At 64.4% G+C, this 23,843-nt stretch carries 26 protein-coding genes; 10 read left to right on the forward strand and 16 right to left on the reverse strand.

All coding sequences use genetic code 11. From position 1 onward, the window contains the following. Positions 1 to 72: 72 nt before the first annotated feature. The 10 genes from BVH06_RS09735 (at position 73) to BVH06_RS09780 (ending at position 7,993) form a co-directional block, all read left to right on the forward strand. On the forward strand, positions 73 to 918 hold the full coding sequence (locus tag BVH06_RS09735; RefSeq protein ID WP_075933937.1) for a transporter substrate-binding domain-containing protein: 846 nt from the start codon (positions 73 to 75) through the stop codon (positions 916 to 918). 10 nt (positions 919 to 928) lie between these two features. After that, a complete protein-coding gene (locus BVH06_RS09740; RefSeq protein ID WP_075929831.1) occupies positions 929 to 1,585 on the forward strand; it encodes an amino acid ABC transporter permease in 657 nt (218 codons plus the stop codon). 11 nt (positions 1,586 to 1,596) lie between these two features. After that, positions 1,597 to 2,232: an amino acid ABC transporter permease gene (locus tag BVH06_RS09745; protein ID WP_256575160.1), complete on the forward strand. Its 636-nt coding sequence runs from the start codon at positions 1,597 to 1,599 to the stop codon at positions 2,230 to 2,232. Positions 2,233 to 2,236: 4 nt separating this feature from the next. Next, positions 2,237 to 3,043, forward strand: coding sequence for an amino acid ABC transporter ATP-binding protein (locus BVH06_RS09750; RefSeq protein WP_075933939.1), 807 nt, complete (start codon positions 2,237 to 2,239; stop codon positions 3,041 to 3,043). After that, positions 3,040 to 4,272 carry a M20 family metallo-hydrolase gene (locus BVH06_RS09755; protein WP_075933940.1) on the forward strand — a complete coding sequence of 411 codons (1,233 nt, stop codon included), beginning with the start codon at positions 3,040 to 3,042 and terminating at the stop codon, positions 4,270 to 4,272. Before BVH06_RS09750 ends, BVH06_RS09755 begins: the two co-directional genes overlap by 4 nt. Positions 4,273 to 4,299: 27 nt before the next feature. Further along, on the forward strand, positions 4,300 to 5,010 hold the full coding sequence (locus BVH06_RS09760) for a DUF1989 domain-containing protein (RefSeq protein WP_075933941.1): 711 nt from the start codon (positions 4,300 to 4,302) through the stop codon (positions 5,008 to 5,010). 129 nt (positions 5,011 to 5,139) lie between these two features. Continuing rightward, positions 5,140 to 5,745, forward strand: coding sequence for a cupin domain-containing protein (locus BVH06_RS09765; protein ID WP_075933942.1), 606 nt, complete (start codon positions 5,140 to 5,142; stop codon positions 5,743 to 5,745). Between the two features lie 90 nt (positions 5,746 to 5,835). Continuing rightward, positions 5,836 to 6,504 (forward strand): DUF3592 domain-containing protein, encoded by a 669-nt coding sequence (locus BVH06_RS09770; protein WP_168172899.1) that lies wholly within the window; start codon positions 5,836 to 5,838, stop codon positions 6,502 to 6,504. Between the two features lies 1 nt (position 6,505). Then, positions 6,506 to 7,399 carry a LysR family transcriptional regulator gene (locus BVH06_RS09775; RefSeq protein ID WP_075933944.1) on the forward strand — a complete coding sequence of 298 codons (894 nt, stop codon included), beginning with the start codon at positions 6,506 to 6,508 and terminating at the stop codon, positions 7,397 to 7,399. Positions 7,400 to 7,492: 93 nt separating this feature from the next. Then, entirely contained in the window at positions 7,493 to 7,993 is a 501-nt protein-coding gene (locus BVH06_RS09780) for a DUF3060 domain-containing protein (protein WP_075933945.1), read from the forward strand. A gap of 33 nt (positions 7,994 to 8,026) precedes the next feature. Here BVH06_RS09780 and gloA read toward each other — a convergent pair whose 3' ends face one another. From gloA to BVH06_RS09860, 16 genes are all read right to left on the reverse strand, one after another. Further along, positions 8,027 to 8,554 carry a lactoylglutathione lyase gene (gene gloA / locus BVH06_RS09785; protein ID WP_075929819.1) on the reverse strand — a complete coding sequence of 176 codons (528 nt, stop codon included), beginning with the start codon at positions 8,552 to 8,554 and terminating at the stop codon, positions 8,027 to 8,029. Positions 8,555 to 8,749: 195 nt separating this feature from the next. Continuing rightward, complete coding sequence (locus BVH06_RS09790) at positions 8,750 to 9,208, reverse strand: metallophosphoesterase family protein (RefSeq protein WP_075929818.1); 459 nt, start codon at positions 9,206 to 9,208, stop codon at positions 8,750 to 8,752. Positions 9,209 to 9,326: 118 nt separating this feature from the next. Then, a complete protein-coding gene (gene ilvD / locus BVH06_RS09795; protein WP_075929817.1) occupies positions 9,327 to 11,165 on the reverse strand; it encodes a dihydroxy-acid dehydratase in 1,839 nt (612 codons plus the stop codon). A 226-nt stretch (positions 11,166 to 11,391) separates the two neighbouring features. Then, the gene (locus BVH06_RS09800) at positions 11,392 to 12,453 is read right to left on the reverse strand and encodes a chemotaxis response regulator protein-glutamate methylesterase (RefSeq protein WP_075929816.1); all 1,062 of its coding nucleotides are present in this window, start codon (positions 12,451 to 12,453) and stop codon (positions 11,392 to 11,394) included. Beyond that, the gene (locus tag BVH06_RS09805) at positions 12,450 to 12,968 is read right to left on the reverse strand and encodes a chemotaxis protein CheD (RefSeq protein ID WP_075929815.1); all 519 of its coding nucleotides are present in this window, start codon (positions 12,966 to 12,968) and stop codon (positions 12,450 to 12,452) included. The genes BVH06_RS09800 and BVH06_RS09805 overlap by 4 nt, the downstream gene beginning before the upstream one ends. Next, complete coding sequence (locus BVH06_RS09810) at positions 12,961 to 13,782, reverse strand: protein-glutamate O-methyltransferase CheR (protein ID WP_075929814.1); 822 nt, start codon at positions 13,780 to 13,782, stop codon at positions 12,961 to 12,963. Before BVH06_RS09810 ends, BVH06_RS09805 begins: the two co-directional genes overlap by 8 nt. Then, positions 13,782 to 14,300 (reverse strand): chemotaxis protein CheW, encoded by a 519-nt coding sequence (locus BVH06_RS09815; protein ID WP_075933946.1) that lies wholly within the window; start codon positions 14,298 to 14,300, stop codon positions 13,782 to 13,784. The genes BVH06_RS09810 and BVH06_RS09815 overlap by 1 nt, the downstream gene beginning before the upstream one ends. A 3-nt stretch (positions 14,301 to 14,303) precedes the next feature. Next, positions 14,304 to 15,947, reverse strand: coding sequence for a methyl-accepting chemotaxis protein (locus BVH06_RS09820; protein ID WP_075933947.1), 1,644 nt, complete (start codon positions 15,945 to 15,947; stop codon positions 14,304 to 14,306). Between the two features lie 33 nt (positions 15,948 to 15,980). After that, complete coding sequence (locus BVH06_RS09825; RefSeq protein ID WP_075933948.1) at positions 15,981 to 16,514, reverse strand: chemotaxis protein CheW; 534 nt, start codon at positions 16,512 to 16,514, stop codon at positions 15,981 to 15,983. Continuing rightward, positions 16,507 to 18,690 carry a chemotaxis protein CheA gene (locus BVH06_RS09830; protein WP_075933949.1) on the reverse strand — a complete coding sequence of 728 codons (2,184 nt, stop codon included), beginning with the start codon at positions 18,688 to 18,690 and terminating at the stop codon, positions 16,507 to 16,509. The genes BVH06_RS09825 and BVH06_RS09830 overlap by 8 nt, the downstream gene beginning before the upstream one ends. A gap of 5 nt (positions 18,691 to 18,695) precedes the next feature. Continuing rightward, positions 18,696 to 19,016: an STAS domain-containing protein gene (locus BVH06_RS09835; protein WP_075929809.1), complete on the reverse strand. Its 321-nt coding sequence runs from the start codon at positions 19,014 to 19,016 to the stop codon at positions 18,696 to 18,698. Further along, complete coding sequence (locus tag BVH06_RS09840) at positions 19,013 to 19,381, reverse strand: response regulator (protein ID WP_013789289.1); 369 nt, start codon at positions 19,379 to 19,381, stop codon at positions 19,013 to 19,015. The genes BVH06_RS09835 and BVH06_RS09840 overlap by 4 nt, the downstream gene beginning before the upstream one ends. A gap of 8 nt (positions 19,382 to 19,389) precedes the next feature. Then, positions 19,390 to 20,547 carry a methyl-accepting chemotaxis protein gene (locus BVH06_RS09845; RefSeq protein WP_075933950.1) on the reverse strand — a complete coding sequence of 386 codons (1,158 nt, stop codon included), beginning with the start codon at positions 20,545 to 20,547 and terminating at the stop codon, positions 19,390 to 19,392. Positions 20,548 to 20,730: 183 nt separating this feature from the next. Next, complete coding sequence (locus BVH06_RS09850; protein ID WP_075929807.1) at positions 20,731 to 21,369, reverse strand: response regulator transcription factor; 639 nt, start codon at positions 21,367 to 21,369, stop codon at positions 20,731 to 20,733. A gap of 10 nt (positions 21,370 to 21,379) precedes the next feature. Then, on the reverse strand, positions 21,380 to 22,102 hold the full coding sequence (locus BVH06_RS09855; protein ID WP_075929806.1) for a sensor histidine kinase: 723 nt from the start codon (positions 22,100 to 22,102) through the stop codon (positions 21,380 to 21,382). Positions 22,103 to 22,623: 521 nt separating this feature from the next. After that, on the reverse strand, positions 22,624 to 23,820 hold the full coding sequence (locus BVH06_RS09860) for a class I SAM-dependent rRNA methyltransferase (protein WP_075933951.1): 1,197 nt from the start codon (positions 23,818 to 23,820) through the stop codon (positions 22,624 to 22,626). Between the last annotated feature and the right edge of the window lie 23 nt (positions 23,821 to 23,843).

Genomic DNA, 23,843 nt, shown 5'->3' on the forward strand with positions numbered 1-23,843 from the left:
GGCACGCTTCATGCTTTTGTACTTTTATTCAAGTTACTTGAATAAATATCCAAGCATTCAAGAGGCCTCGCCATGAACCGTCGTGCCGTGAAAAATCTGTCACTTGCGCTCGCCACCGTGTTTGTCAGTTCCCTGGCCCAGGCCGGCGATCTGCTGCAGCGCATCACCCAGGAAAAACAGATCACCGTCGCCACCGAGGCGCGCTTCGCGCCGTTCGAATCCGTGGAGAACGGCAAGATCGTCGGTTACGGTGCGGACCTGATGAGTTACGTGCTGGCCGACCTGCCTGGTGTCAAGGTCAAGCAGCTGGACCTGCCCTTCCAGGGCATTCTCCCGGGCCTGGACACCGGCAAGTTCGACTTCGTGGTGACTTCGGTGACGGTCAACAAGGCGCGCTTCGAGCAGTTTGCCTTTACCGTGCCGATTGCCGAATCCACCGTGGCGCTGCTCAAGCGCGGCAACGACGATTCCATCAACAGCCTGAGCGACCTCAACGGCAAGGTCGTCGGCTCGCAAAGCGGCTCGGGCCAGCTGCAGATCCTGCAGGCTTATGACCAGAAGCTCAAGGATGCAGGCCAGTCGGGGCTCAAGGCCATTCGTCAGTACGTCAGCTTCGACGAAGCCTATGCCGACCTTGCGTTGGGGCGCCTGGATGGCGTGGCGCAATCGCTGTCCAACCTTGGCCCGCTGATCAAGTCGCGCCCTGGCATGTTCACCACCCTCGACGAAATGCTGGGCCCGAAAACCTACTACGGCTGGGTCGGCCGCAAGGATGCCGACAGTGCCAGCCTGGTTAAGCTGTTCAGCGACGGCATCGCCCGCGCCAACCGCGACGGCACCATGAAGAGCCTGCAGGAAAAATGGTTCGGCTTCACCATGGACGTGCCGGCAGACACCATGCCCACGCCGAGCATCTGAGCGGCCGACCATGACTGATTTCGGCGACCGCCTGGCGCTCTACTGGCCAGCCCTGCTCGACGGTGCGCTCACCACCTTGTGGCTGTGCCTGGCCGGCATGCTGCTGGGCTTCGCCCTCGGCGTGCTGATCTACCTGCTGGGCAGCAGCCGCAGCCGGGGCTGCGTGGCGTTCGCCAGGGTCTACGTGAGCTTCTTCCGCGGCACCCCGATGCTGGCGCAACTGCTGCTGCTCTTCTACCTGCCGGCCGGGCTGGGCATGGACGTGCCGGCGCTGGTGGCGGCAGCCCTGGCATTGGCCCTGAATACCGCGGCCTATCAATCGCAGATCCTGCGCAGCGGTTTCGCCGCCATTGCCGCCGGGCAACTGGAGGCTGCGGCGGTGTTCAGCATCGGCCGCTGGCAGACGCTGCTGCATATCCAGTTGCCGCAGGTGGTGCGCCTGACTCTGCCGGCGCTGATTTCCGAGCTTATCGATGTGATCAAGGTGTCGGCCGTGGTCTCGGTGATTTCCATCACCGACCTGATGCGGGTCAGCCAGCAACTGGTCTCGCAGACCTACCGGCCGCTGGAGGTTTACCTGGTCGCGGCGCTGTTCTACCTGGCGCTGACCAGCCTGCTGGCTCTGCTCGGGCGGCAGCTGGAGCGTCGCTGGCAGGCCCGCAGCTGATGGAGAACTGGATGAACTACCTTCCCGATTTCGGCCAGGCGCTGCTCGTCACCCTGGGCATCAGCTTTGCCGGCGCAGCCCTGGGCCTGCTGCTGGGCTTCGCCCTCAATGCGCTGCGTCTGGCAGTGCCCGGTTGCATCGGCCTCTACCGGCTGTACGTCTGGCTGATACGTGGCACGCCGTTCCTGGCGCAGCTGCTGCTGATCTACTTCGGCCTGCCGGTGTTGGGGCTGACCCTGGACGCCATCGAGGCGAGCATTCTCGCCCTGTGTCTGTACAGCGCTGCGTATTTCGCCGAGCTGCTGCGCTCGGCCTGGGCCAGCGTGCCTGCGGGGCAGCTGGAGGCGGCGCGGGTACACGGCCTCAGCGGCCTGCAGACGTTCTGGCACATCCAGGCGCCCCAGGCCCTGGCGTTCGCCCTGCCGCTTCTGGGCAACCAGGTGATTCTGACCATCAAGGAGAGCGCGGTGGCCTCGATCATCACCGTGCCGGAACTGACCATGACCGCCGGGCAGATCGTGTCCAGCACCTTTTCCTACGTCGCGCCCTATGTGCTGCTGGTGCTTTCGTACTGGCTGCTGACGCTGCTGATCGGCTTCGCCGCCGCCGCGCTTGGCCGTCGCGCAACCCGCTACCAGCGAGGATGACCTGATGAGCAATCGTCCCCTTCTTGAAATGCGCGGCGTGGGCAAGTCCTACGGCGCCAACACCGTGCTGCGCGGCTTCGACCTGCGTGTGCACGCCGGCGAGATCGTCTCGCTCATCGGCCCTTCCGGCTCCGGCAAGACCACCGCCCTGCGCTGCATGAACTTCCTCGAAGCCTACGACCAGGGCGAGGTGTGGATCGACGGTCAACTGCTCGGCTACAGCGGCAGTGGCCGGCGCCCAACCGACCAGGACAGTGCGGCCAGCATCGCCGAGGTGCGTCGACCACTGTCCATGGTATTCCAGCAATTCAACCTGTGGCCGCACATGACCGTGCTGGAGAACGTCATGGCACCGCTGCTGCTGGGCAAACACCTGAATCGCAGCGAGGCACGTAGCCTGGCCGAATCGGCGCTGCAGCGGGTCGGCCTGGCTGCCAAGCTGGGCGCCTATCCGGCACGTCTGTCCGGCGGCCAGCAGCAGCGCGTCGGCATTGCCCGGGCGCTGGCGGTCAAGCCGCGGTTGATGCTGCTCGATGAGCCGACCTCGGCACTCGACCCGGAACTGGTCGAAGAGGTGCTGCAGGTGATTCGCGGCCTGGCCAACGATGGCATGACCATGGTGATGGTGACCCACGAAATGAGTTTCGCGGCGCAGATATCCAGCCAGGTGGTGTTCATGGAGGCCGGCCAGGTGGTCGAGACCGGCGAGCCGGCGACGCTGTTCCAGGCGCCCGCCACCGACCGCCTCAAGCAATTTCTCAAACCCTGGTTCAATCGCAGCCTCACGCCGCGTCAGGAGGTCAGCCCATGAAGGCCGAGAACGTGATGGCGGCGGTGCGTGGCGAGCGACTGCACGGCCTGCTCGATACCCTGGCCGGTTTCGGTGCGCTGCCGACTGGTGGAATGAACCGCCAGGCGCTTTCCGACGAGGATTTCGCGGCGCGTGCCTGGCTGATCGGTGAGGCGCAGCGCATCGGCTGTCGTGTGTGGACCGATGTCTGCGCCAACCTGTTCATCCGCCGCGATGGCCTGGAAGACCTGCCACCGGTAATGACCGGCAGCCATATGGACACCCAGCCCAGCGGCGGGCATCTGGATGGCTGCTACGGGGTGATGGCGGGGCTGGAGTGCCTGCTGGCGCTGCATGAGCTGGACCTGAGCACCCGTCGGCCGATCGAACTGGTGGTCTGGACCAACGAGGAGGGCAGTCGCTTCAGCCCCGGCGCCATGGGTTCCAGCGCGTTCGTCGAGCCGCAGCGCATGAGCGCTTATCGCGACAGCCGTGATGCCGCCGGCGTCAGCGTCGCCGAGGCGCTGGACGAGCATGGCCGCCGTTTCTCCGGGCTACCGCTGCGCGAACGGATCGCGGCGCATGCCTTCGTCGAGCTGCATATCGAGCAGGGGCCGGTACTGGAGCGCGCCGGCGTACCGCTGGGCGTGGTGTCCGGGATTCAGGGCGTGCGCTGGTATCAGGTGCGCTGCCGCGGTGCGTCGGCCCATGCCGGCACCACACCGATGGACATGCGCCAGGATGCGTTGCTGCTGGCCACCGCTTGCCTGCCGGCCATCGACGCCCTGGCCGAACGCCTGGCCGGCGCCGACAAGCGCCTGACCTTCGGGCGCTGGCAGGTGTTGCCCAACTCGATCAACACCGTCGCCGGTGAGGCGACCTTCACCATCGACTTCCGTCACGCCGACCCCGAAGTGCTGGCGGCCTTCGACGCCGAACTGCCCGCTTGCCTTCCTGATGCCGCCGACCTGCAGCCGCTGTTCAGTCACCCGCCCGTGGCCTTCGATGCGGCCGTCGTCGACATGCTGCAGCGCGCCGTCGAGGCCACCGGCGAAGCGTCCCTGAGCCTGCGCTCGGGAGCCTTTCACGATGCCATGTACCTGGCCACGCATTGCCCCACCGGCATGCTGTTCGTGCCGAGCCGCGATGGCATCAGCCACAACCCCAGGGAATACACCGAACCCTCCCAGCTCGAAGCCGGCGCCCGCGCGCTGGCCTGGAGCCTCGTCCAACTGGCCGATCAGGCCTGACCCGTACTCGCCCAACCAGGAGCTACCATGAGCCATTCCAACCACGCCCACGATTACCCCGCCTGCTGCCAGCCCGACAACGGCGCCTCGCTGGGCACCAACGCCACCCTCGCCGAGCCGCTGTCGGCTGACGGTACGCCGGAGCTCGGCAAGACCTATACCGTGCCGGCCCGCTGCGGCCGCGCCGTGCGCCTGAAAGCGGGCGAGGTGATCCGCATCGTCAACACCCACGGCACCCAGGTGTGCGACACCTGGCTGTTCAATGCCGAAGACCTGAGCGAATTCCTGTCCATGGAGCACGCCCGCGCCCATATCGACCGGGTCATCCCCAAGCCGGGCGACGAGCTGTTCAGCAACCGCCGGCGCGCCATCGGCAAACTGCTCACCGATACCTCGCCCGGCGTGCACGACACCCTGATCGCCGCCTGCGACCTGCATCGCTACACCAACCTCGGTGTCGAGGGTTACCACGACAGCTGCGCCGACAACATGCGCCTGGCCCTGCAGGCCATCGGCCTGCGCGCCCGCGAAGTGCCGCAGCCGTTCAACCTGTGGATGAACATCCCGGTGAAGGCGGACTACAGCATCGAGTGGCTGCCGCCAGTGTCCAAGGCCGGCGACTACGTGGAGATCGAAGCCGTGATGGATTGCGTGGTGGTCATGTCGGCCTGCCCGCAGGACATCGTGCCGATCAATGACCTGAACCCGGTGGAAGTGCATTTTTCGGTCATGCGCTGAGCCGCATCGGCAACCCTGCTGGCAGGGGGATTAATTCCCGCGCGCTTGGGCGATACTGTGCGGCAGACGGGTGAAACCCTGCTGCCGCACCTTTGCCGCCAGGGTCGGTATCCATTGATCGAGACGTGCATGCTCAAATCTCATACACCACCGGCAAAAGCCAGTCACACTGATGGTTTACCCAGCCTGGGCGTACGCCTGCGCCACGCTCGGAAAGTTGCCGGGCTAACGCTCAAGCAGCTAGCCACGGTGGCCGGTTGTTCGGAAAGCCTGATTTCCAAACTGGAGAACGACGCCGCCTCGCCATCGCTGGCCATGCTTCATCGCCTGGCCGGTGCGCTGGGCAGCAACGTTTCCGAGCTGACCTCGGAAGACTGGGTTTCGGACGAGCCGGTGCTGCGTGCAGGTGAGCGGCCCGTGAAACGCTTCGTCAAGCGCAACAAGGATGGCGATATCGGCCTGGAGCGCATCACCCACCTGCAAAAGGGCGGGCTGCTGCAGGGCAACATCCACATCGTAGCGCCGGGGGTGGCCAGCGATGGGCTGATCGAGCATCCGGGCGAGGAGATGGGCTACGTGCTGGCCGGCAGCATCGAGCTGACCATTGGCGATCAGTGCTACAGCCTGGCCACTGGTGACGCCTTTCACTTCCCCAGCAACCTGCCCCACGGCTACCGCAACAGCGGCACCGTCGAGGCTCGGATTCTGTGGGTCAACACCCCGGCGACATTCTGAAGGCGGTGGTCAGAGTCGCTGCGACTGGACGGCATCGCCCGATGGCGGATAATCGCGCTTCTTGAAATCGCCATGCGGGTAAGGAATGCCATGAAAACAGGCTGGTTGTGGATATTCCCGGGTATCGGTGCGCTGATGCTGGCCGGCGCGCTGGGTATTCAGATGGCGCGCTTCAGCGCCGAGGCGCAGATGACGCGTACCGAAGGTTTCATCGTGGACATCGAGGGCGGTTGCCCCACGGTGTCCTTCACTACCCTGGATGGTACCCTGGGCGAGTACCAGAGCAGCACCTGCAGCACGCCGCCGTCTTTCGATATCGGTGAGCGGGTAGCGGTGTATTACGATCCGCAGGATTCCGAGCGCGCGCGCATCGACAGCTTCGAGCAGAACTGGATAGGTAGCCTGGTCGTCGGTGGCATCGGCGCGGTGTTTCTGGCGATCGGCCTGGTCTTCGTGCTGCCGCCGTTGTTCGGCAAACGCCGCGCCGCTCGGTTGCTGGCGACCGGGACGCCGGTGCAGGCCGAAGTGGTGGACGTCGAGCTCAATGGTTCGCTGAGCATCAACGGCCGCAACCCGTATCGCATCGTCGCCCAGTGGCTGAACCCGCAGACCAACAAGCTGCATGTGTTTCGTAGCGCCAACCTGTGGTTCGATCCGGGCCCCTATATCAGCGAGTCGCTGGTCACGGTGATGATCGACCCGAACAACCCCAAACGCTACAGCATGGACACCCGCTTCCTGCCCGAGTTGGCAGACTGACATGGCCCAGGACCTGCCATCACTCAATGCCCTGCACGCCTTCGAGGCGGCAGCGCGGCTGGGCAGCGTCAGCCGTGCGGCTGTGGAGCTGCACGTCACCCACGGCGCGGTGAGCCGGCAGATCCGTACCCTGGAAGAGCAACTGGGCGTGGCGCTGTTCGTCAAGGACGGGCGCGGGCTGAAGCTGACCGATGCTGGCATGCGCCTGCGGGACGTGAGCGGTGAGACCTTTGCCCGACTGCGCCAGGTGTGCGGCGAGCTGCGCCAGCGCGAAGCCGATACGCCCTTTGTGCTGGGCTGCCCGGGCAGCCTGCTGGCGCGCTGGTTCATCCCGCGCCTGGATCGACTCAACGGCGCGCTGCCGGATTTGCGCCTGCAGCTGTCCACCAGCCAGGGCGAACTGGACCCGCGCAGCCCCCAGGTCGACGCCACCCTGCTGTACGCCGAGCCGCCCTGGCCGGCGGATATGCAGGTCTTCGAGTTGGCGCGCGAATCCATCGGCCCGGTGCTCAGCCCGCAACACCCGCGGTTCGCCGAGCTGAGCGCGGCGGCTCCGGGCGCCTTGCTGCATGAAGCCCTGCTGCACACCACCTCGCGGCCCCAGGCCTGGCCGCAGTGGCTGGCGGCGATGAACCTCGACCCCGCCGCGATGCGCCTGGGCCAGGGCTTCGAGCACCTTTACTACCTGCTCGAAGCGGCGGGAGCCGGCCTAGGCGTGGCCATCGCGCCGCTGCAACTGGTGGCCGACGACCTGGCTGCAGGGCGCCTGGTGGCGCCCTGGGGGTTCGTCGAGACCGAGGCGCGCTTGGCACTTTGGGTGCCGGAGCGGCGCAGTGGCGGGCGGGCCGAGCGTTTGGCCGACTGGTTGCGAAGTGAGTTGCAAATCGCGCAGTGAGCCTCAGGCTGGCGAGAACCTTGGCTACCCCGCATCGGTCATAGCTTCGGCCCTGTCATGTGCCCTGGGCCGTTACCGAGAGAGGGATTGGCGATGAATGGAATGCAAAAGGTGGGTGGCCTGCTGGCCGCGATGGCATTGGCGAGCCTGGCGCACGCCGAACCGCTGAATATCGAGGGGATCGGTCTGTCGCGCGACGTGTCGTGCAAGGGCCAGGACGTGAACATCACCGGCAATGCCAATGTGATCGAGCTGAGCGGGGATTGTGGCGCGGTGCTGGTCTACGGTTCGCAGCACAAGGTCACGCTGGACACTGCCAGGTCGCTTAGCGTGTCGGGTGCCGAGCATGAAGTGGTGGCCAAGCGCGTCAATGCACTGAGCGTCGACACCACGGATAATCAGGTGCGGGCCACCGTTGCGGGCGGCGAGCAGCCGGCGGTGGTCGAGGTGACGGGCGCTGATCAGGTGTTGGACCTGCAGTTCGACGGGCCGGTGAAGCTGGATGTCAGCGGCACCGAGCAACAGGTACGCTGGCGTGGCGATGAGCCCGAGGTGCAGATGAGCGGCATCGACAACAAGGTCGAGCGCCAGTGAAAGCGGGCGCCCCGGGCCGGGGCGCCGTATTCGTCAGTCCACTTCGGTGAACTGGATGATTTCCACCCAGTAGCCGTCCGGATCCTTGATGAAGGCGATGTTGCTCATGCGCCCGTCGGTCAGGCGCTTCTGGAAGTCAACGCCGAGTTCTTCGAAGCGCTGGCAGGCGGCCTTGATGTCCGGCACCGCGACGCACAGGTGGCCAAAGCCGCGCGGGTCGCTGTTGCCGCTGTGATAGGAAAACTCCGGATCTTTCTCGGTGCCGTGGTTGTAGGTCAGCTCCAGCACGCCGGGGATGGATTTGCGCCACTGGTGGCGAGCTGCCGGGTCGGCTGGGATCTGCGACTTGTCGGCAATCAGTGCCAGGAAGTACAGGCTGAATTCGGCATCCGGGAAATCCTTCTTCTCCAGCAGGGTGAAGCCCAGCACGCGGGTGTAGAAGTCCAGCGACTTGTCGAGATCCTTCACGCGGATCATGGTGTGGTTGTAGACGAAGTCCGCGGTGGCGACGTCAGGCTTGCCGGTCACACCGGGCAGGGAGTTGAGTTCGTCGAGGGTCATGGGGCGTCTCCATCAGGTGAGTGGACGATTCAAGAAGTCATGAGGTCAGTAGATGGCCTCGTGGGATGGTTTTTTCAAGGTGGGTGATTGAAGTCGCTTTCCTACAACCTGTGGGAGCGCGCCATGCGCGCGAAAAAATCGCGGGCAGGGCCCGCTCCTACAGGTACTGCATCGAATGTCAGCCTCGGGTTAGCCTCAAACATCCAGCGTCACCAGTTCAGCCCGCACCTTGTCGCCATCGATATGCAAAACGGCCACCCCAATCGGCAACTTGAATCGCCGTGGGCCGGCGCTGCCAGGGTTCAGATAAAGCACGCCATCGCGCACGTCATGCAGCGGCTTGTGGGAGTGCCCGGCAATCACCACGTCGATAGCTTCGGCCCTGGGGTCGATGGCCAGCTTCTTGAGATCATGCAGCACGTACAGGCTGACCGCGCCGAAGCGCAGGGTCAGGCTTTCTGGAATGGCGTCGGCCCAGGCCTCTGCGTCGTTGTTGCCGCGCACCACCGACAGCGGCGCGATGCGTTCGAGTTCGGCAAGAATCTGCGGCCCGCCGATGTCGCCAGCATGAATCAGGTGATCGACGCCTTGCAGCGCCGCCAGCGCCTGGGGGCGCAACAGGCCGTGGGTGTCGGCAATCAGGCCAATCTTCATGGGTTCTCCTGCGTATTGAGGTAGGAGCGGATTTGCCTGCGATCCGTTCCACACAAAGCCGTGGCCCAGAAACAGAAAACCCGGCGCGAGGCCGGGTTTCCGTTTCAGCACAGCAGGCTCAGCCGTCCAGCAGCGCCTTGTTGCGCACCGCGCCCTTGTCGGCGCTGGTGGCGAGCAGGGCGTAGGCTTTCAGAGCGGTGGTCACCTTGCGCGGGCGTTGCTCCGCCGGTTTCCAGCCCTTCTTGTCCTGTTCGTGGCGGCGGTGGGCGATTTCCTCGTCGCTGACCAACAGGTTGATCGAGCGGTTGGGGATGTCGATCAGCACCTTGTCACCATCCTTCACCAGGCCGATGGCGCCGCCGGCAGCGGCTTCCGGCGAGGCGTGGCCGATGGACAGGCCCGAGGTGCCGCCGGAGAAACGGCCGTCGGTGAGCAGGGCGCAGGCTTTGCCCAGGCCCTTGGATTTCAGGTACGAGGTCGGGTAGAGCATTTCCTGCATGCCCGGGCCGCCTTTCGGGCCTTCGTAGCGAATGATGACGATGTCGCCTTCCTTCACTTCATCATTGAGGATGCCGCGCACCGCGCTGTCCTGGCTTTCGAAGATCTTCGCGTTGCCCTCGAACACGTGGATCGACTCGTCGACGCCGGCGGTCTTCACCACGCAGCCGTCCAGGGCGATATTGCCGTACAGCACGGCCAGGCCGCCTTCTTTCGAGTAGGCATGCTCGAAGCTGCGGATGCAGCCGTTCTCGCGGTCGTCGTCGAGGGTTTCCCAGCGGGTCGACTGACTGAACGCGGTCTGGGTCGGGATGCCCGCCGGGCCGGCCTTGAAGAAGTGGTGCACGGCTTCATCAGAGGTCTGAGTGATGTCCCACTTGGCGATGGCTTCGGCCATGCTGCGGCTGTGCACGGTCGGCAGGTCGGTGTGCAGCAGGCCGCCTCGGGCCAGCGAGCCGAGAATGGAAAAGATGCCGCCGGCGCGGTGCACGTCTTCCATGTGGTACTTCTGGATGTTCGGCGCCACCTTGCACAGCTGCGGCACCAGGCGCGACAGGCGATCGATGTCGCGCAGGTCGAAGTCCACCTCGGCTTCCTGGGCGGCGGCCAGCAGGTGCAGGATGGTGTTGGTCGAACCGCCCATGGCGATGTCGAGCATCATGGCGTTCTCGAACGCCTTGAAGTTGGCGATGTTGCGCGGCAGCACCGAGTCGTCGCCTTCGCCGTAGTAGCGCTTGCACAGCTCGACGATGGTGCGGCCAGCCTGCAGGAACAGCTGCTCGCGGTCGCTGTGGGTGGCCAGGGTCGAGCCGTTACCCGGCAGGGCCAGGCCCAGGGCTTCGGTCAGGCAGTTCATCGAGTTGGCGGTGAACATGCCGGAGCACGAACCGCAGGTCGGGCAGGCGCTGCGCTCGTATTCGGCGACTTTCTCGTCCGAGGCGGTGCTGTCGGCAGCGATGACCATGGCGTCGACCAGATCCAGGCCGTGGCTGGCCAGTTTGGTCTTGCCGGCTTCCATCGGGCCGCCGGAGACGAAGATCACCGGGATGTTCAGGCGCAGGGCGGCCATCAGCATGCCGGGGGTGATCTTGTCGCAGTTGGAGATGCAGACGATGGCGTCGGCGCAGTGGGCGTTGACCATGTACTCCACGGAGTCGGCGATGATCTCGCGGCTCGGCAGCGAATAGAGCATGCCGTCGTGGCCCATGGCGATGCCGTCATCGACGGCGATGGTGTTGAATTCCTTGGCCACGCCGCCGGCTTTCTCGATCTCGCGGGCGACCAGCTGGCCCAGGTCCTTGAGGTGTACGTGGCCGGGTACGAACTGGGTGAAGGAGTTGGCGATGGCGATGATCGGTTTCTTGAAGTCTTCGTCCTTCATCCCGGTGGCGCGCCACAGGGCACGGGCGCCGGCCATGTTGCGGCCGTGGGTGGAGGTCTTCGAGCGGTAATCAGGCATGACGGATTCCTGCGGCTAATCAGGTAGGCATTGGATGTGGGTGAGCGGGTCAGCGGCAGGTGGCCGCGAAGCAAGGTGGCATGGCGCACGACGGGATCTCCGTCTGCCTGCCCGGGCTCACAGGCCCGCCGAAGGGTGGCTGGCGGGAAATGCCCCGATTCTACGCCGCGCGAGGCGGGGGAGGAAAGGCTGCTGGCAGCCGGCCGTCCCCGCCGGCTGCAGAGCCCTAGCCGCGCAGGATGGCGGCGGGGATCTGATCCAGGGGGATTTCCTTGCTGACCGCGCCGAGTTTCATGGCTTCCTTGGGCATGCCGTAGACCACGCAGCTGGCTTCGTCCTGGCCGAGGGTCAGGGCGCCGGCTTCATGCATTTCGCGCAGGCCGCGGGCTCCGTCGTCGCCCATGCCGGTCATGATGATACCGGTGGCGTTGGCGCCAGCGGCGCGGGCGGTGGAGCGGAACAGCACGTCTACCGAGGGCTTGTGGCGGCTGACCGGCGGGCCGTCGACCACCTCGACCACATACTGGGCGCCGCTGCGCTTGAGCAGCAGGTGGCGGCCGCCGGGCGCGATCAGCGCGCGACCGGGTACCACGCGATCGCCATGCCGCGCTTCCAGCACCTCCAGCTCGCACAGGCCGTTGAGGCGCTCGGCGAAGGCGGCGGTGAAGCGTTCGGGCATATGCTGGACGATGACGATTGCCGGGCAGACCCGCGGCAGGCGGGTGAGGATGTATTCCAGCGCCTGGGTGCCGCCGGTGGAGGTGCCGATGGCGACGATACGCTCGGTGGTGCGCGCCATGGCGCCGGTGGCCGGTGGCAGGATGGCATCGGCGCTGAGTTTGGCCTGGGGCGCCGTGGGTTGCGCCTTGTTGGTCAGGCGCTTCACATTGGCCCGGGCGGCGGCCTTGACCGCGTTGACCAGATCATCGCTGGCGTTGACCAAGAATTTGCTGAGGCTGGCCTGGGGCTTGGTGACGATGCTCACCGCGCCCGCCGACAACGCTTGCATGGTGGTGGTGGCACCCTTTTCGGTCAGCGTCGAGCAGATCACCACCGGAGTGGGGCGCTCTGCCATCAGTTTGCGCAGGAAGGTAATGCCGTCCATGCGCGGCATCTCGACGTCGAGCACGATCACGTCGGGCCACTGGCGCTGCATCTTGTCGAGGGCGAACAGCGGGTCGGCGGCAGTGCCGATCACCTCGATCGCCGGGTCAGCCGCCAGTACCTGGGAGAGCACCTGGCGCACCACGGCGGAGTCGTCGACGATCATGACTTTTATGTTTTTCATAGCGGTCGCTTTCCAGCAGGGGGCTCTTGAGTGGCAAGGGGCTGGGTTTGCTTCAGCGCGATCTCGCCGCTCCAGATATCGAAGATTAGATTGCGGTGGCCGACGCCGCCGACATGTTCGCCGTGACAGCCGAGCTTTCTCTCGGCGAGCAGGCGGCGGGCGATGTCGATGTTCTGCTGGCCGACATGATGGCGACGGCTTTGCGCCAGGCCAGGAAACATGTGGCCGCCGCCAAAGATACGCGCCTGGTATTCGGCCAGGCGGGTGCCGCTCAGTGCGATTGCCTCGCACAGCAGGCTCACCACTTCATCGGCGTAGCGGCCATCACGTTGCTTGGTGGGGCGCCCGCGGGTGGGCAGCATGAAATGGCACATACCGCCCAGGCGCGCATGGGGATGCCAGAGCACGATCGACACGCAGGAGCCAAGCAGGGTGCGCACGCGGGTGTAGGGCCCGCCAAAGTGATAGTCGCCGGGGTTCAGGTACACCTCGGCGATCGAAGGACTCTTAGTCATCAGGCTTGCGGTAGATCGAGGGTTTCACGACCTTGAGCGTATCGTTGACGCCGTTCAGGCTTTCCGAGTGGCTGATGATGAAGTGACCACCCGGGCGCAGATGCTTGAGCAGGCGCGCCACCACTTGGCGTTTGGTGTCGGCGTCGAAGTAGATCATCACGTTGCGCAGGAAGATCACGTCGAACAGGCCGACGTCCGGTAGCGCGCTGTTGAGGTTGATCTGAGTGAAGCGCACGCGCTGGCGCAAGGCCGGCGCGATCATCATTCGCCCATGGTTCTCGTCGATGCCGCGCAGGCAGTGTTTGACCAGCAGATGGCGCGGTATGTTCTCGGCGTCCTCCAATTCGTACACGCCGTTGCGCGCCTGGGTGAGGATGCGCTGGCTGATGTCCGAAGCGAGGATTTCCCACGGCCGCTCGCCGAGGCGCTCGGCCAGTAACAGGGCCAGGGTGTACGGCTCTTCGCCACTGGAGCAGGCGCCGCTCCAGATCCGCAGCGGGCGACCGCTGGGAATCGCGTCGGGCTTTTGCAGCAGCTCGCGCAGAAAATCGAAGTGCTTGGGTTCGCGAAAGAAGTAGGTTTCGTTGGTGGTCAGCAGGTCCACGCAGGTCTGCAGCTCGGCCTTGTCCTTGCCGACCAGGCGGAAGTATTCGCCGTAGGTGGCCATGCCAAGAGCACGCAGGCGCTTGTTGAGGCGCCCGGCTACCAGCGGTTTCTTGGCATCGGAGAGGTGAATGCCGGCGATGTCGTGAATGAGCTGGCGGAACTGGCTGAACTCGAGATCTGAAAGCGTGGCCTGGGTCGTCTCGCGCATCAGCTGGAAGCACCGTGCTGCTGGGCCTGGCTGATGGCGAGGTGTTCTTCAGCGGAGATCACTCGGCCGATATCGAGCATCACCACCAGGCGGTCATCGAGCTTGCCCATGCCGCGGATGAAGTCGGCGCGGATGCTGCCACCGAAGGACGGCGCCGGCTCGATCTGCTCGGCGCCGAGCTCGCGTACCTCGTTGACCGCGTCGACGACGATGCCGATCACCTGGGTATGGCTGGGCCCAGTGATTTCCAGAATCACGATGCAGGTGCGTGGGCCTATCCGGGTCGTCTGGCCGCCAAAGCGCTGACCCAGATCCATCACGGGCACCACGGCGCCGCGCAGGTTGATCACGCCGAGGATGCTCGGCGGCATCATCGGCACCGTGGTCAGCCGGCCGTACTCGATGATCTCGCGTACGGCGCGAATCTCTACTGCGAACAGCTCCTGTGACAGGGTGAAGGTCAGGTACTGGCCCGCTCCTGCCGTGGCGCCGTCGAGCAGCCGTGGTTCGCAACTCATGGGCTACTCCTGAAAGCGCACGTAGCCGGCCGGCAGGCCACCGCTGTGGCCGTCGTCATCGCGCCCCTGGCGAGCCGGGCCGTTGCCGCGAGCGTTCGGCTGGCGAGTGCGCGGCGGATTGGCGACGGTGATGCGCTCGCCCGTGCCGCTGAGGCGGAAGAAGTCCATCAGTTGCTGCAGTTGCTCGGCTTGCCCGCTCATTTCCTCGGCGGTGGCTGCCAGCTCTTCGGAGGCCGAAGCGTTCTGCTGGGTCAGCTCGCTGAGCTGGTTCATCGCCGTGCTGATCTGGCCGACACCGCTGCTCTGCTCGTCGGAGGCGGCGGCGATTTCCTGCACCAGGTCGGAGGTCTTGGCGATGGACGGCACGATTTCGTCGAGTAGGGTGCCGGCACGCTCGGCCAGGGCCACGCTGTTCTTGGCCACTTCGCCGATTTCCTGGGCGGCCACCTGGCTGCGTTCGGCCAACTTGCGCACTTCGGCGGCGACCACGGCGAAGCCCTTGCCGTGCTCGCCGGCGCGGGCCGCTTCGATGGCGGCGTTGAGGGCCAGGAGGTTGGTCTGGTAGGCGATATCGTCGACGATGCCGATCTTGTCGGCGATGGTCTTCATGGCACGTACGGTGTCTTTCACCGCCTGGCCACCCTCACCAGCTTCGTTGGCAGCCTTGCTGGCCATACCGTCGGTAACCCGGGCATTTTCGGTGTTCTGGGAAATGGACGCCGACATCTGCTCCATCGAGGCGCTGGTTTCCTCGACCGACGCGGCCTGTTCGGAAGCGGCCTGGCTCATGCTCTGGGCCGTGGAAGAAATCTCCTCGGAAGCGCTGGACAGCGAGTCGGCGGAGCTACGTACCTCGGCGATGATCTGCGTCAGGCGGGTGGACATGTTGCTGATCGAGGCCAGCATGCTGGTGGTGTCATTGGGCTTGACCACCACCTGGGTGCGCAGGTCGCCTTCGGCGATGCGGGTGACCACTTCGGCGGCATAGGCGGGCTCGCCGCCCAGTTGCTTGAGCAGGCTGCGAGTGATCAGCCAGCCGAGCAGGATGGAAACCAGAATGGCGATACCGCCGATCAGCGACAGTTGCAGGCGTGATTCCTGGTAAAGCGCGCTGGCGTCTGCCGCATCCTGATCCATAAGGCCGCTCTGATAGGTGATCAGCGCGTCAGCGGCGGCAAGCAGGTCATCGTTGGCCGGGATCATGCTGGCGAACAGATAGTTTTCTGCACGCTCCGGGTCATCCAGCAGCTTGAAAAGCTCGTCATAGCGCTTACCCACAACGTCACGCGCGGCGTTGACGCGAGCCATGAGCTCACGGCCTTCTGGGCTGGCGATGGTGCGGCTCAGCTCTTCTGCGGCTGCCAGGCGCCGTTCACGGCTGCTATTGATGAGCGCCAGGTTGCGCTGATCGGCCGCTTCATCCTCATCCAGAATGATGTCGCGTACGTAGCGACCCTGGTTGGAGGTTTCTTCCTTGATGGTGGTGGCCTGGCGGATCTTCACATAACGATCCTTGATGATCATGTCATTGGAATCGTTGATTGCGCTCATGCGGGTCAGGCCCAGCACCAGAGCGATCAGCAGCAGCACGATGACCGTACCGAAACCGAGGCCGAGCTTTGTGGACACGCGTAGGTCTTTGAACATGGTTGCTTCCCTCTGTGATGCTTGGCTGCCCGGTCAGGCGGACAATGCTTTGGTTCCGTCTGGCAGAGCCGCTAACTCGGCGACCGCAAGGGCGTTTTCGATGGCCAGCAGGATGATGAAGTCACCCTCGCGGTGGACCATCGCCTGAATGAAGTCGCTGCGAATCGAGTTGCCGAAGGCCGGTACCGCATTCATCTCTTGGGGAGCGATCTCCAGCACCTCGCTGACGGCATCGACGAGAATGCCGAGAATTTGCGGGGCCTCGGGCTGGGGCACTTCGACGATGATGATGCAGGTGCGCCGGTCGATCTGCGTCCTGGCGTGGTTGAAGCGCAAGCTCAGGTCGATGACCGGCACCACGGCACCGCGCAGGTTGATCACGCCATGTACGCAGCGGTTGGCCATCGGCACCTTGGTGGTGCGTTGGTACTCGATGATTTCCCGCACGCACAACCCGTCCAAAGCGTAACGCCGCTCGTGCAGGATGAAACTCAGGTACTGGTGCACCAGCTCTTCGTCGGCGGCAGCTTTCAAGGCATTTGCGGTGGTTACGGCGAGCTCACTCATGGGCGTAGACCTGGGCGGATTCGTGATGCGAGGCGCTGCGGGGCGTGGCCAATTGGCTGAGCAGGCGGGGAATGTCGAGAATCAGCGCGACGGTGCCGTCACCGAGAATGGTGAAACCGCCCAGTTCGCTGCAGCCGGCGAAGATCTTGCCCAGTGGCTTGATTACCGTCTGGAATTCGCCAGCCAGTTGATCGACCACCAGGCCAGCACGCAGACCGGCCTGGCGTACCACCACCACGCTTTCACGGCGTGGCGGCTGGCTCTCCTCCTCGAACAGCTCACGCAGGCGCACGATGGGCAGCATCTGCCCGCGCAACTCCAGGTGGCCGCGCTGGAACGCGGTCCCGGCCGGCAGCTCGATGCATTCTTCCACCATTTCCAGGGGAATCACGTAGCCGGCCTGGCCGACGCTGACCAGAAAGCCGTCGATGATCGCCAGGGTCAGCGGTAGGCGGATGCGAATGCGCGTGCCCTGGCCGAGGGTGCTGTCCAGTTCGATGGTGCCGCGCAGGGCGGTGATGTTGCGCTTGACCACGTCCATGCCGACACCGCGACCGGACAGGTTGCTGACCTGCTCGGCGGTGGAGAAGCCGGGCTCGAAGATCAGCGCGAAGGTTTCCTTTTCCGACAGCGTCTGGCCTTCGCCGATAAGGCCGCGCTCGCGGGCCTTGGCGAGGATGCGCTGGGCGTCGAGGCCGCCGCCGTCGTCGCTGACTTCCAGAACGATGCTGCCGGCATCGTGGTAGGCATTCAGGGATACGTTGCCCTGGGCTGGCTTGCCGCGCGCCAGGCGGGTTTCTACCGACTCGATGCCATGATCCATGGCATTGCGCACCAGGTGGGTGAGCGGATCGGTGATGCGCTCGACCACCGTCTTGTCGAGTTCGGTTTCGCCGCCGCTGATGGACAGGGCGATGTCCTTGCCGATCTCCCCGGCGACGTCGCGCACCACGCGCTGGAAGCGGTTGAAGGTGCTGCCGATCTGCACCATGCGCAGCAGCAGGGCGGAATCGCGGACTTCCTCGACCAGCCGTGACAGCAGCTCGGTGGCTTCGAGCATTTCCGGGTGGCCGCAATTCTGTGCAGTCATGCGCGCACCGGCACCGGCGATGATCAGCTCGCCGACCAGGTCGATCAGTTTGTCCAGCTTGCCGGCGTCGACACGGATCAGGCTGTTCTCGTTGCTGCGGTTTTCCTTGATCTGCTGTTGCTTCTGCAGCGCAGCGGCGATCACTGGTGGCTGCACCAGGCTTTCCTCGACCAGCACGCGGCCGATTGGGCGCGGCTCGTCGCGTTCCTGGCCCTGCACCTGGGCTTGTAGAACTTCCTGCAGTTCGTTGGCGGTCAGGGTGCCGCAACGCATGAGGATCTCGCCCAGGCGCATGTCTTCTTCCGGCAGTGCGCGGATCAGCTCCAGATATTGCTCGGACTTGCTGTTGGGCGGCAGGATGCGGATCAGGCTGTCTTCGCGCACGAACTCGAAGGCGCCCTCGATGGTGGCCTTGTCGGCGTCGCTGACGAAGGCCATTTCGAAACCCAGGTAGCAGGTTTCCGGGTCCATTTCGGCGGCCACCGGAATGCGGTCGAGCAGCGGGACGATGCTGACGATCTTGCCGAAAGTGCTCAGGTAGCGGAACAGGCCGAGCGGGTCCATGCCGTTGCGCAGGGTATCCGGGCCGAAGCGCAGGGACAGGTGCCAGTGGTCGGCGCCCACGCCCTCGGCTTGGCCCCGCTCGATACGCGTAGTGGCCGCCGGTATCGGTTCGCTGACCGGGGCGGGCTCCAGGTAATGGGACAGTTGCTCGGCCAGTTGCTGATGGGCGATCTGCGTATCGGGCTCGAGGATTTCCAGGTCGGCGCCGCTGTCGACCAGTGCCACCAGGCGCGCCAGGTGGTCGCCGACCTGTAGGAACAGGGCGGTCATGTCCTTGTCGAAGCGCAGCTCGCCGTTGCGCACCCGGTCCAGCACGCTTTCGGCGATATGGGTGAAGGCGACGATCACATCGAGGCCGAACAGGCCGGCCGAACCCTTGATGGTGTGGGCTGCGCGGAAGACGGCGTTGATGGTGTCGGCGTCGTCCGGGTCGTTTTCCAGCTGCAGCAGGGCCTCTTCCATCTGTTGCAGCAGTTCCTGGCTCTCGGCGATGAAGACCTGCAGCACTTCGTCCATGTTCATGGTGGTTACTCGCTCGCCGGCTTGATCAGGATGGGGTCGCCGAAGAAGGTACCCAGCCCGCTCAGCTCGAAGGCCTCGATCACCGCCGGGCTGTGATTGGTCAGGCGCAGGTCGCAGTTCATGCGCGCCGCCTCCTGCTTGGCCAGGATCAGCAACTGCAGGCCGGCGCAGTCCAGTTCGTCGACGGCGCCGAGATCGAGCTCCACTTCCACATCGCAGGCCAGGGCCTGCGTCAGCAACTGCATGTGCTCGGTGGCGCTGTAGATGGTCAGGCCGCCTTCCAGGGGCAGGATGCGGTAGAGGTTCTCTGCCGGCGCGTCGGTCATGGCAGGATCAGCTTGGAGACGGCAGTGAGCATCTGGGCTGGCTGGAAGGGCTTGACCACCCAGGCTTTGGCACCTGCGGCGCGGCCTTCTTCCTTCTTCGCTTCGCCGGCCTCGGTGGTGAGCATGATCACTGGGGTGAACTTGTAGGCGGGCAGTTGCTTGACGTTCTTCACGAAGGTGATGCCGTCCATGTTCGGCATGTTCACGTCACTGATGATCAGGTGCACCTTGCGGCCGTCGAGCTTGCTCAGCGCATCCTTGCCGTCGCAGCCTTCGATGACCTGGTAGCCGGCTCCCTTGAGCGTAATGCTGACGACCTGGCGGATGGAGGCGGAGTCGTCGACGATGAGTACGGTCTTGCTCATGGGAAACCTCAAAAAAACGTGATGTCGGAATCGTTGCTTTTGGCGCTGCTTTTCTCACCCCGATGGATGCCGTGCTGCTCGGGGGTGGTGTAGGTCTGCGCCAGCTCTCTGAGCCAGCGGTCGATGTCCAGAGGCGATGGCGCGAGGCTTTGCTGGCGCTGCGCATGGCGATTCTGGATATGCGCGTGCAGCTTGTCCTGGTCGGCGGCGATATGGCCGAGGGTCTGGCTGATGCGGTCCTGGAATTGCAGCGAGACCAGCACCTCGGAGATATCCTGGGCGACCGATTCGCTCTGCGTGCGCATGGTTTCGTTGTGGTGAACGATGTCGCTGGCACTCTGGTTGAAGCGGCTGATCACCCCGGCGATGACGTCGCTGGCCTTGTTCAGGGTAACGGTGTCGGTCTTGGTGTATTCCTGGGAGATGTCCAGAGTCTTGTGAATGGCGTCATTGACGATCACTACGGTTTCGCCGATACGCTGACCGGTGTCGCCCGACATCGACGACAACTTGCGCACCTCGTCGGCGACCACTGCGAAGCCGCGGCCACTCTCACCGGCCCGTGCCGCTTCGATGGCAGCGTTGAGGGCCAGCAGGTTGGTCTGTTTGGCGATATTGGCGACGTCCTGGGCCATGTCCTGCAACTGGTCGGTGAAGCTGGACAGCTGGGTGATTTCCTTGAGCAGCGATTCCTTGCTGGCCAGGGCATCGCGCAGGGCGACGATGATCATGTCCAGCTCGTACTCGCAGCTCGATAACAGCGCCACCAGGCGTTTTCCAGCCTCGCGTTCGGTGCTGCCACCCAGGCTGCTCTGGATCCGCGTGGCCAGCTGGGCGAAGCGCTCGCTCAAGGAGCTGATGGATTCTTCGGTGTGGCTACGGGCGTTCTCGATATGCTGCGACCACAGCGGCAGAACCTGGCCGCAAAGCTGCTCGACGCTGTCGTCCTGGCTGGCCGGTGGCTGCTCATGGCTGGCGAGCTGTGCCGTTGACGCCTGGCCGGGGCTCTGGCGGCGCAGCGCGAGGATGATGATCACGCCCGCCACCAGCAGGATGGCCAGGGCCGGCAGCATGCCGAGCATCTGCTGGCCGACCAGCGTTACGGCGGCGATGCCAGCGATCAGAGTCAGTAGGGGAGCGAGGAGGGAGGTGGAAAGATCACGCATGTAAAGCTCCGTGGCGGACTGGGCTCAGACTCCACGGAACAGGCAGCAGGCGGGCAAAGCTCCAGCACGGTGACCAAGCATTCCTTTGGATGTCGGCAGCATGCATGAAGCATCATCGGTGGGTGCATCGGCTTTGGCTGATATTTGCTTGGCTTTAACCGCTGCAAAGAACTAAGGATTTTCCTAGGCGTTATCAGAATTCATCAGCGTGGATGTGAACCTGATCAGGTCTGCATTGCTGGAAAAACGCATTTTTTCCATCAGATTTATCTTATGGGTACTGACTGTCTTGTTACTGATCGTCAATTGTTTGGCGATGTGGTTGACGCTTAGCCCCGCGGCAAGCAGTCGCATGATCTGGAACTCGCGATTGGTCAGGCTGTCCAGCCCGCTGCGGTTGGTGGGCTTGATGCTGCTCAGGGCGATGGGCTCCATCAGCGCCGGGTCGATGTAGCGATTGCCGGCACTGACTTTTCTCACCGCTTCGACGAGGATCGAGGGCGACTGGCTCTTGGTCAGGTAGCCTGTTGCGCCACAGCGCAGCACACGCAGGGCGAGATGCGGGTCACCGTGCATGCTGAGCACCAGAATGGGCAACTTGGGGTACTGGTGAGTGATGCGGGCGATCAGGGCTTCGCCGCTCAGGCCGGGCATGCTGATGTCCAGTAGCAGGAGGTCTACGGGAACCAGACGCAGCTTTTCCAGCGCTTGGGCGCCATCGGCCGCTTCGGCGACGACGTGCACGTCATCATATAGCTCGAACAGGCGCTTGAGCCCTTCGCGCATGATCATGTGGTCGTCGGCGATCAACAGCTTGATCATCGGTGAATCCTTAAACACGGTGGGCCACGGGGAATATCGCCTGGACGATGGTGCCCTGGCCGGGATGACTGAAAATGATCACCGGCCCGCCGAGTCGCTTGCCGCGCTCACGCATGCCGGAAAGTCCGGTTGAATCGGGGAGGGTGTCGCTCAGGGTGAAGCCGCGACCGTCGTCGGAGATCTCCAGCACGTAGTCGTTGTCGCGTTGTTCGAGGCTGACCGCCGCGCGGCTGGCGTGGGCGTGACGCAGGATATTGGTGAGCGATTCCTGCACGATGCGGCACAGGTGCGAGGCCTGGTCGGCATTGAGGTCGAGGGTGGGCGGCAGGCTGCAACGGCAGTCGATGCCGGACAGGCGTTTGAAGTCGTCGACGAGGTGCTTCAGGCTGTTTTCCAGACTGTGGTGCAGGCGGCCTATGGGGCCGCCGAACTGCACGTCGCGAATCGCTTCGATGGCGCTGTGGGTGATGCCGATCAGGCGCTGGATTTCTTCTTCCAGATCCGGGCGGTCACGCTTGAGGCGGATGCCCAGAACTCCCAGGCCCTGTTGCAGAGCCGTCAGCTGTTGGCCCAATTCATCATGCAACTCGCGGGCAATACGCTTGCGCTCCTTGTCCCGAATGGCGGCATAGAGCTTGGCCCGGTGTTCGCGGTGGCGGGCGTCTTCGGTTTCCTCGTTCTGTTGCGTTTGCGTCCGGTTGCCATGCTGGGAGAGCGTCTTCGTGTCAGTCACCTGGGCTCTTCTCTCTTGTTATTGACCGGCTGTCGAATGTCGACGGCCAGGTCATGCAGGATGTGATTGAGGGTAATGCCCCTGTACTGTCCTGGCGACAACGATCACTGACCTGGCGCAGCGGCATCGGTACGAGGCGATCGCTGCCGGGGCACTCGCTGCAGTGCTGCCGCGCCGACCGACACGTTCGTCTGCCTGCTAAGCCTAGCCCGCGGTATCAGCGGTGCCGGCTTGCATTAGTCGGGCCAGTGCAGGGGCTTGCCGTAATAGTGGGCGGGGCGAGCGCCGTGACGATGAGTCGAAGGCTGGCTGGAGAAGAGCAAGTGATCATCGACAGGGCTCTGGTCGGCTGAAGATCCGGCCCATCTTGCGGGCTATCTGTGACGGCGATAACGCGTGCGACGGCACGTCGAGCACTCAGGCATGCCAGCAGAGACCACGATAGCGGGCCTGGGTTCGCCAGGGCCCGATATCCGTGGTGCTTGTCGAGATGCCAGCCGCCGAACGGATAGACCGTGCCGTCAGCTGTTGGGCAGCAGGCGGCAGCTCAGGCTCTTGATGTAGCGGGTTTCGCCGATGGCCGGGTGCACCGGATGGTCCGGGCCCTGGGCACCGCGTTCGAGCAGTTGGATGTTGCGATCCAGATGGCGGGCGCTGGTCAGCAGGATGTTCTGCAGATTGTCTTCGTCCAGGTGCATGGAGCAGCTGGCGCTGACCAGGATGCCGTCCTTGTTGAGCAGGCGCATGGCGGTTTCGTTGAGGCGGCGATAGGCGGCCTCACCGTTCTTGATGTCCTTCTTGCGCTTGATGAAGGCGGGTGGGTCGGCGATCACCACGTCGAAACGCTCTTCGGCCGCCTTCAGTTCACGCAGGGCGGCGAACACGTCGCCTTCCACGCAGGTGACCTTCTCGGCGAAACCGTTGAGCGTAGCGTTGCGCTCCACGCCGTCGAGGGCGAACGCCGAGGCGTCCACACAGAACACTTCACTGGCGCCGAACGCCGCGGCCTGCACGCCCCAGCCGCCGATATAGCTGAACAGGTCGAGCACGCGCTTGCCCTTGACGTAGGGCGCCAGGCGCGCGCGGTTCATGCGGTGGTCATAGAACCAACCGGTCTTCTGGCCCTCGATCACCGGCGCTTCGAACTTCACGCCGTTCTCTTCCAGGGCGACCCACTCCGGCACCACGCCGAAGGCGGTGTCCACATAGCGCTCCAGGCCTTCGGCATCACGGGCGGCGGAATCGTTCTTGAGCAGGATGCCGCTGGGCTTGAGCACCTGGATCAGCGCGGCCAGCACATCGTCCTTGTGGCGCTCCATGGTCGCCGAGGCCAATTGCACTACGAGGATGTCGAAGAAACGGTCAACCACCAGGCCCGGCAGCAGGTCGGAGTCACCGTATACAAGGCGGTAGCAGGGCTGGTCGAACAGGCGCTCGCGCAGGCTCAGGGCCACGTTGAGGCGGTGCACCAGCAGGGATTTGTCCAGCACGTGCTTGACGTCACGCGACAACAGGCGGGCGCAGATCAGATTGTTGGGGCTCAGGGCAACGATGCCCAGGGGCTTGCCGCCGGCAGCTTCGAGAATGGCCTGGTCACCGGCTTCGAAGGCATTGAGCGGCGTGACGGCAACGTCGATCTCGTTGCTGTAGACCCACAGGTGGCCGGCGCGCAGGCGTCGGTCGGCGTTGGCTTTCAGGCGCAGGCTGGGCAGGGACATGGTGGGCTCCGTCGCAAAAAACG

The sequence above is a fragment of the Pseudomonas sp. PA27(2017) genome (assembly GCF_001945445.1).
GTDB lineage: Bacteria > Pseudomonadota > Gammaproteobacteria > Pseudomonadales > Pseudomonadaceae > Aquipseudomonas.

Coding starts and splice junctions, on each gene's coding strand:
- BVH06_RS09835 (WP_075929809.1), bottom strand. CDS start 19,016: ATGACCGACGCGCCGGCAGAGAACCTCTACCGCATCCTGCCCCTGGAA.
- BVH06_RS09850 (WP_075929807.1), bottom strand. CDS start 21,369: ATGATCAAGCTGTTGATCGCCGACGACCACATGATCATGCGCGAAGGG.
- BVH06_RS09760 (WP_075933941.1), top strand. CDS start 4,300: ATGAGCCATTCCAACCACGCCCACGATTACCCCGCCTGCTGCCAGCCC.
- BVH06_RS09735 (WP_075933937.1), top strand. CDS start 73: ATGAACCGTCGTGCCGTGAAAAATCTGTCACTTGCGCTCGCCACCGTG.
- BVH06_RS09745 (WP_256575160.1), top strand. CDS start 1,597: ATGAACTACCTTCCCGATTTCGGCCAGGCGCTGCTCGTCACCCTGGGC.
- gloA (WP_075929819.1), bottom strand. CDS start 8,554: ATGACCCTCGACGAACTCAACTCCCTGCCCGGTGTGACCGGCAAGCCT.
- BVH06_RS09845 (WP_075933950.1), bottom strand. CDS start 20,547: ATGCGTGATCTTTCCACCTCCCTCCTCGCTCCCCTACTGACTCTGATC.
- BVH06_RS09815 (WP_075933946.1), bottom strand. CDS start 14,300: ATGAGTTGCGAACCACGGCTGCTCGACGGCGCCACGGCAGGAGCGGGC.
- BVH06_RS09780 (WP_075933945.1), top strand. CDS start 7,493: ATGAATGGAATGCAAAAGGTGGGTGGCCTGCTGGCCGCGATGGCATTG.
- BVH06_RS09755 (WP_075933940.1), top strand. CDS start 3,040: ATGAAGGCCGAGAACGTGATGGCGGCGGTGCGTGGCGAGCGACTGCAC.
- BVH06_RS09775 (WP_075933944.1), top strand. CDS start 6,506: ATGGCCCAGGACCTGCCATCACTCAATGCCCTGCACGCCTTCGAGGCG.
- BVH06_RS09765 (WP_075933942.1), top strand. CDS start 5,140: ATGCTCAAATCTCATACACCACCGGCAAAAGCCAGTCACACTGATGGT.
- BVH06_RS09770 (WP_168172899.1), top strand. CDS start 5,836: ATGAAAACAGGCTGGTTGTGGATATTCCCGGGTATCGGTGCGCTGATG.
- BVH06_RS09810 (WP_075929814.1), bottom strand. CDS start 13,782: ATGCGCGAGACGACCCAGGCCACGCTTTCAGATCTCGAGTTCAGCCAG.
- BVH06_RS09800 (WP_075929816.1), bottom strand. CDS start 12,453: ATGAAAAACATAAAAGTCATGATCGTCGACGACTCCGCCGTGGTGCGC.
- BVH06_RS09840 (WP_013789289.1), bottom strand. CDS start 19,381: ATGAGCAAGACCGTACTCATCGTCGACGACTCCGCCTCCATCCGCCAG.
- BVH06_RS09790 (WP_075929818.1), bottom strand. CDS start 9,208: ATGAAGATTGGCCTGATTGCCGACACCCACGGCCTGTTGCGCCCCCAG.
- BVH06_RS09750 (WP_075933939.1), top strand. CDS start 2,237: ATGAGCAATCGTCCCCTTCTTGAAATGCGCGGCGTGGGCAAGTCCTAC.
- BVH06_RS09820 (WP_075933947.1), bottom strand. CDS start 15,947: ATGTTCAAAGACCTACGCGTGTCCACAAAGCTCGGCCTCGGTTTCGGT.
- BVH06_RS09860 (WP_075933951.1), bottom strand. CDS start 23,820: ATGTCCCTGCCCAGCCTGCGCCTGAAAGCCAACGCCGACCGACGCCTG.
- BVH06_RS09740 (WP_075929831.1), top strand. CDS start 929: ATGACTGATTTCGGCGACCGCCTGGCGCTCTACTGGCCAGCCCTGCTC.
- BVH06_RS09830 (WP_075933949.1), bottom strand. CDS start 18,690: ATGAACATGGACGAAGTGCTGCAGGTCTTCATCGCCGAGAGCCAGGAA.
- BVH06_RS09805 (WP_075929815.1), bottom strand. CDS start 12,968: ATGACTAAGAGTCCTTCGATCGCCGAGGTGTACCTGAACCCCGGCGAC.
- ilvD (WP_075929817.1), bottom strand. CDS start 11,165: ATGCCTGATTACCGCTCGAAGACCTCCACCCACGGCCGCAACATGGCC.
- BVH06_RS09825 (WP_075933948.1), bottom strand. CDS start 16,514: ATGAGTGAGCTCGCCGTAACCACCGCAAATGCCTTGAAAGCTGCCGCC.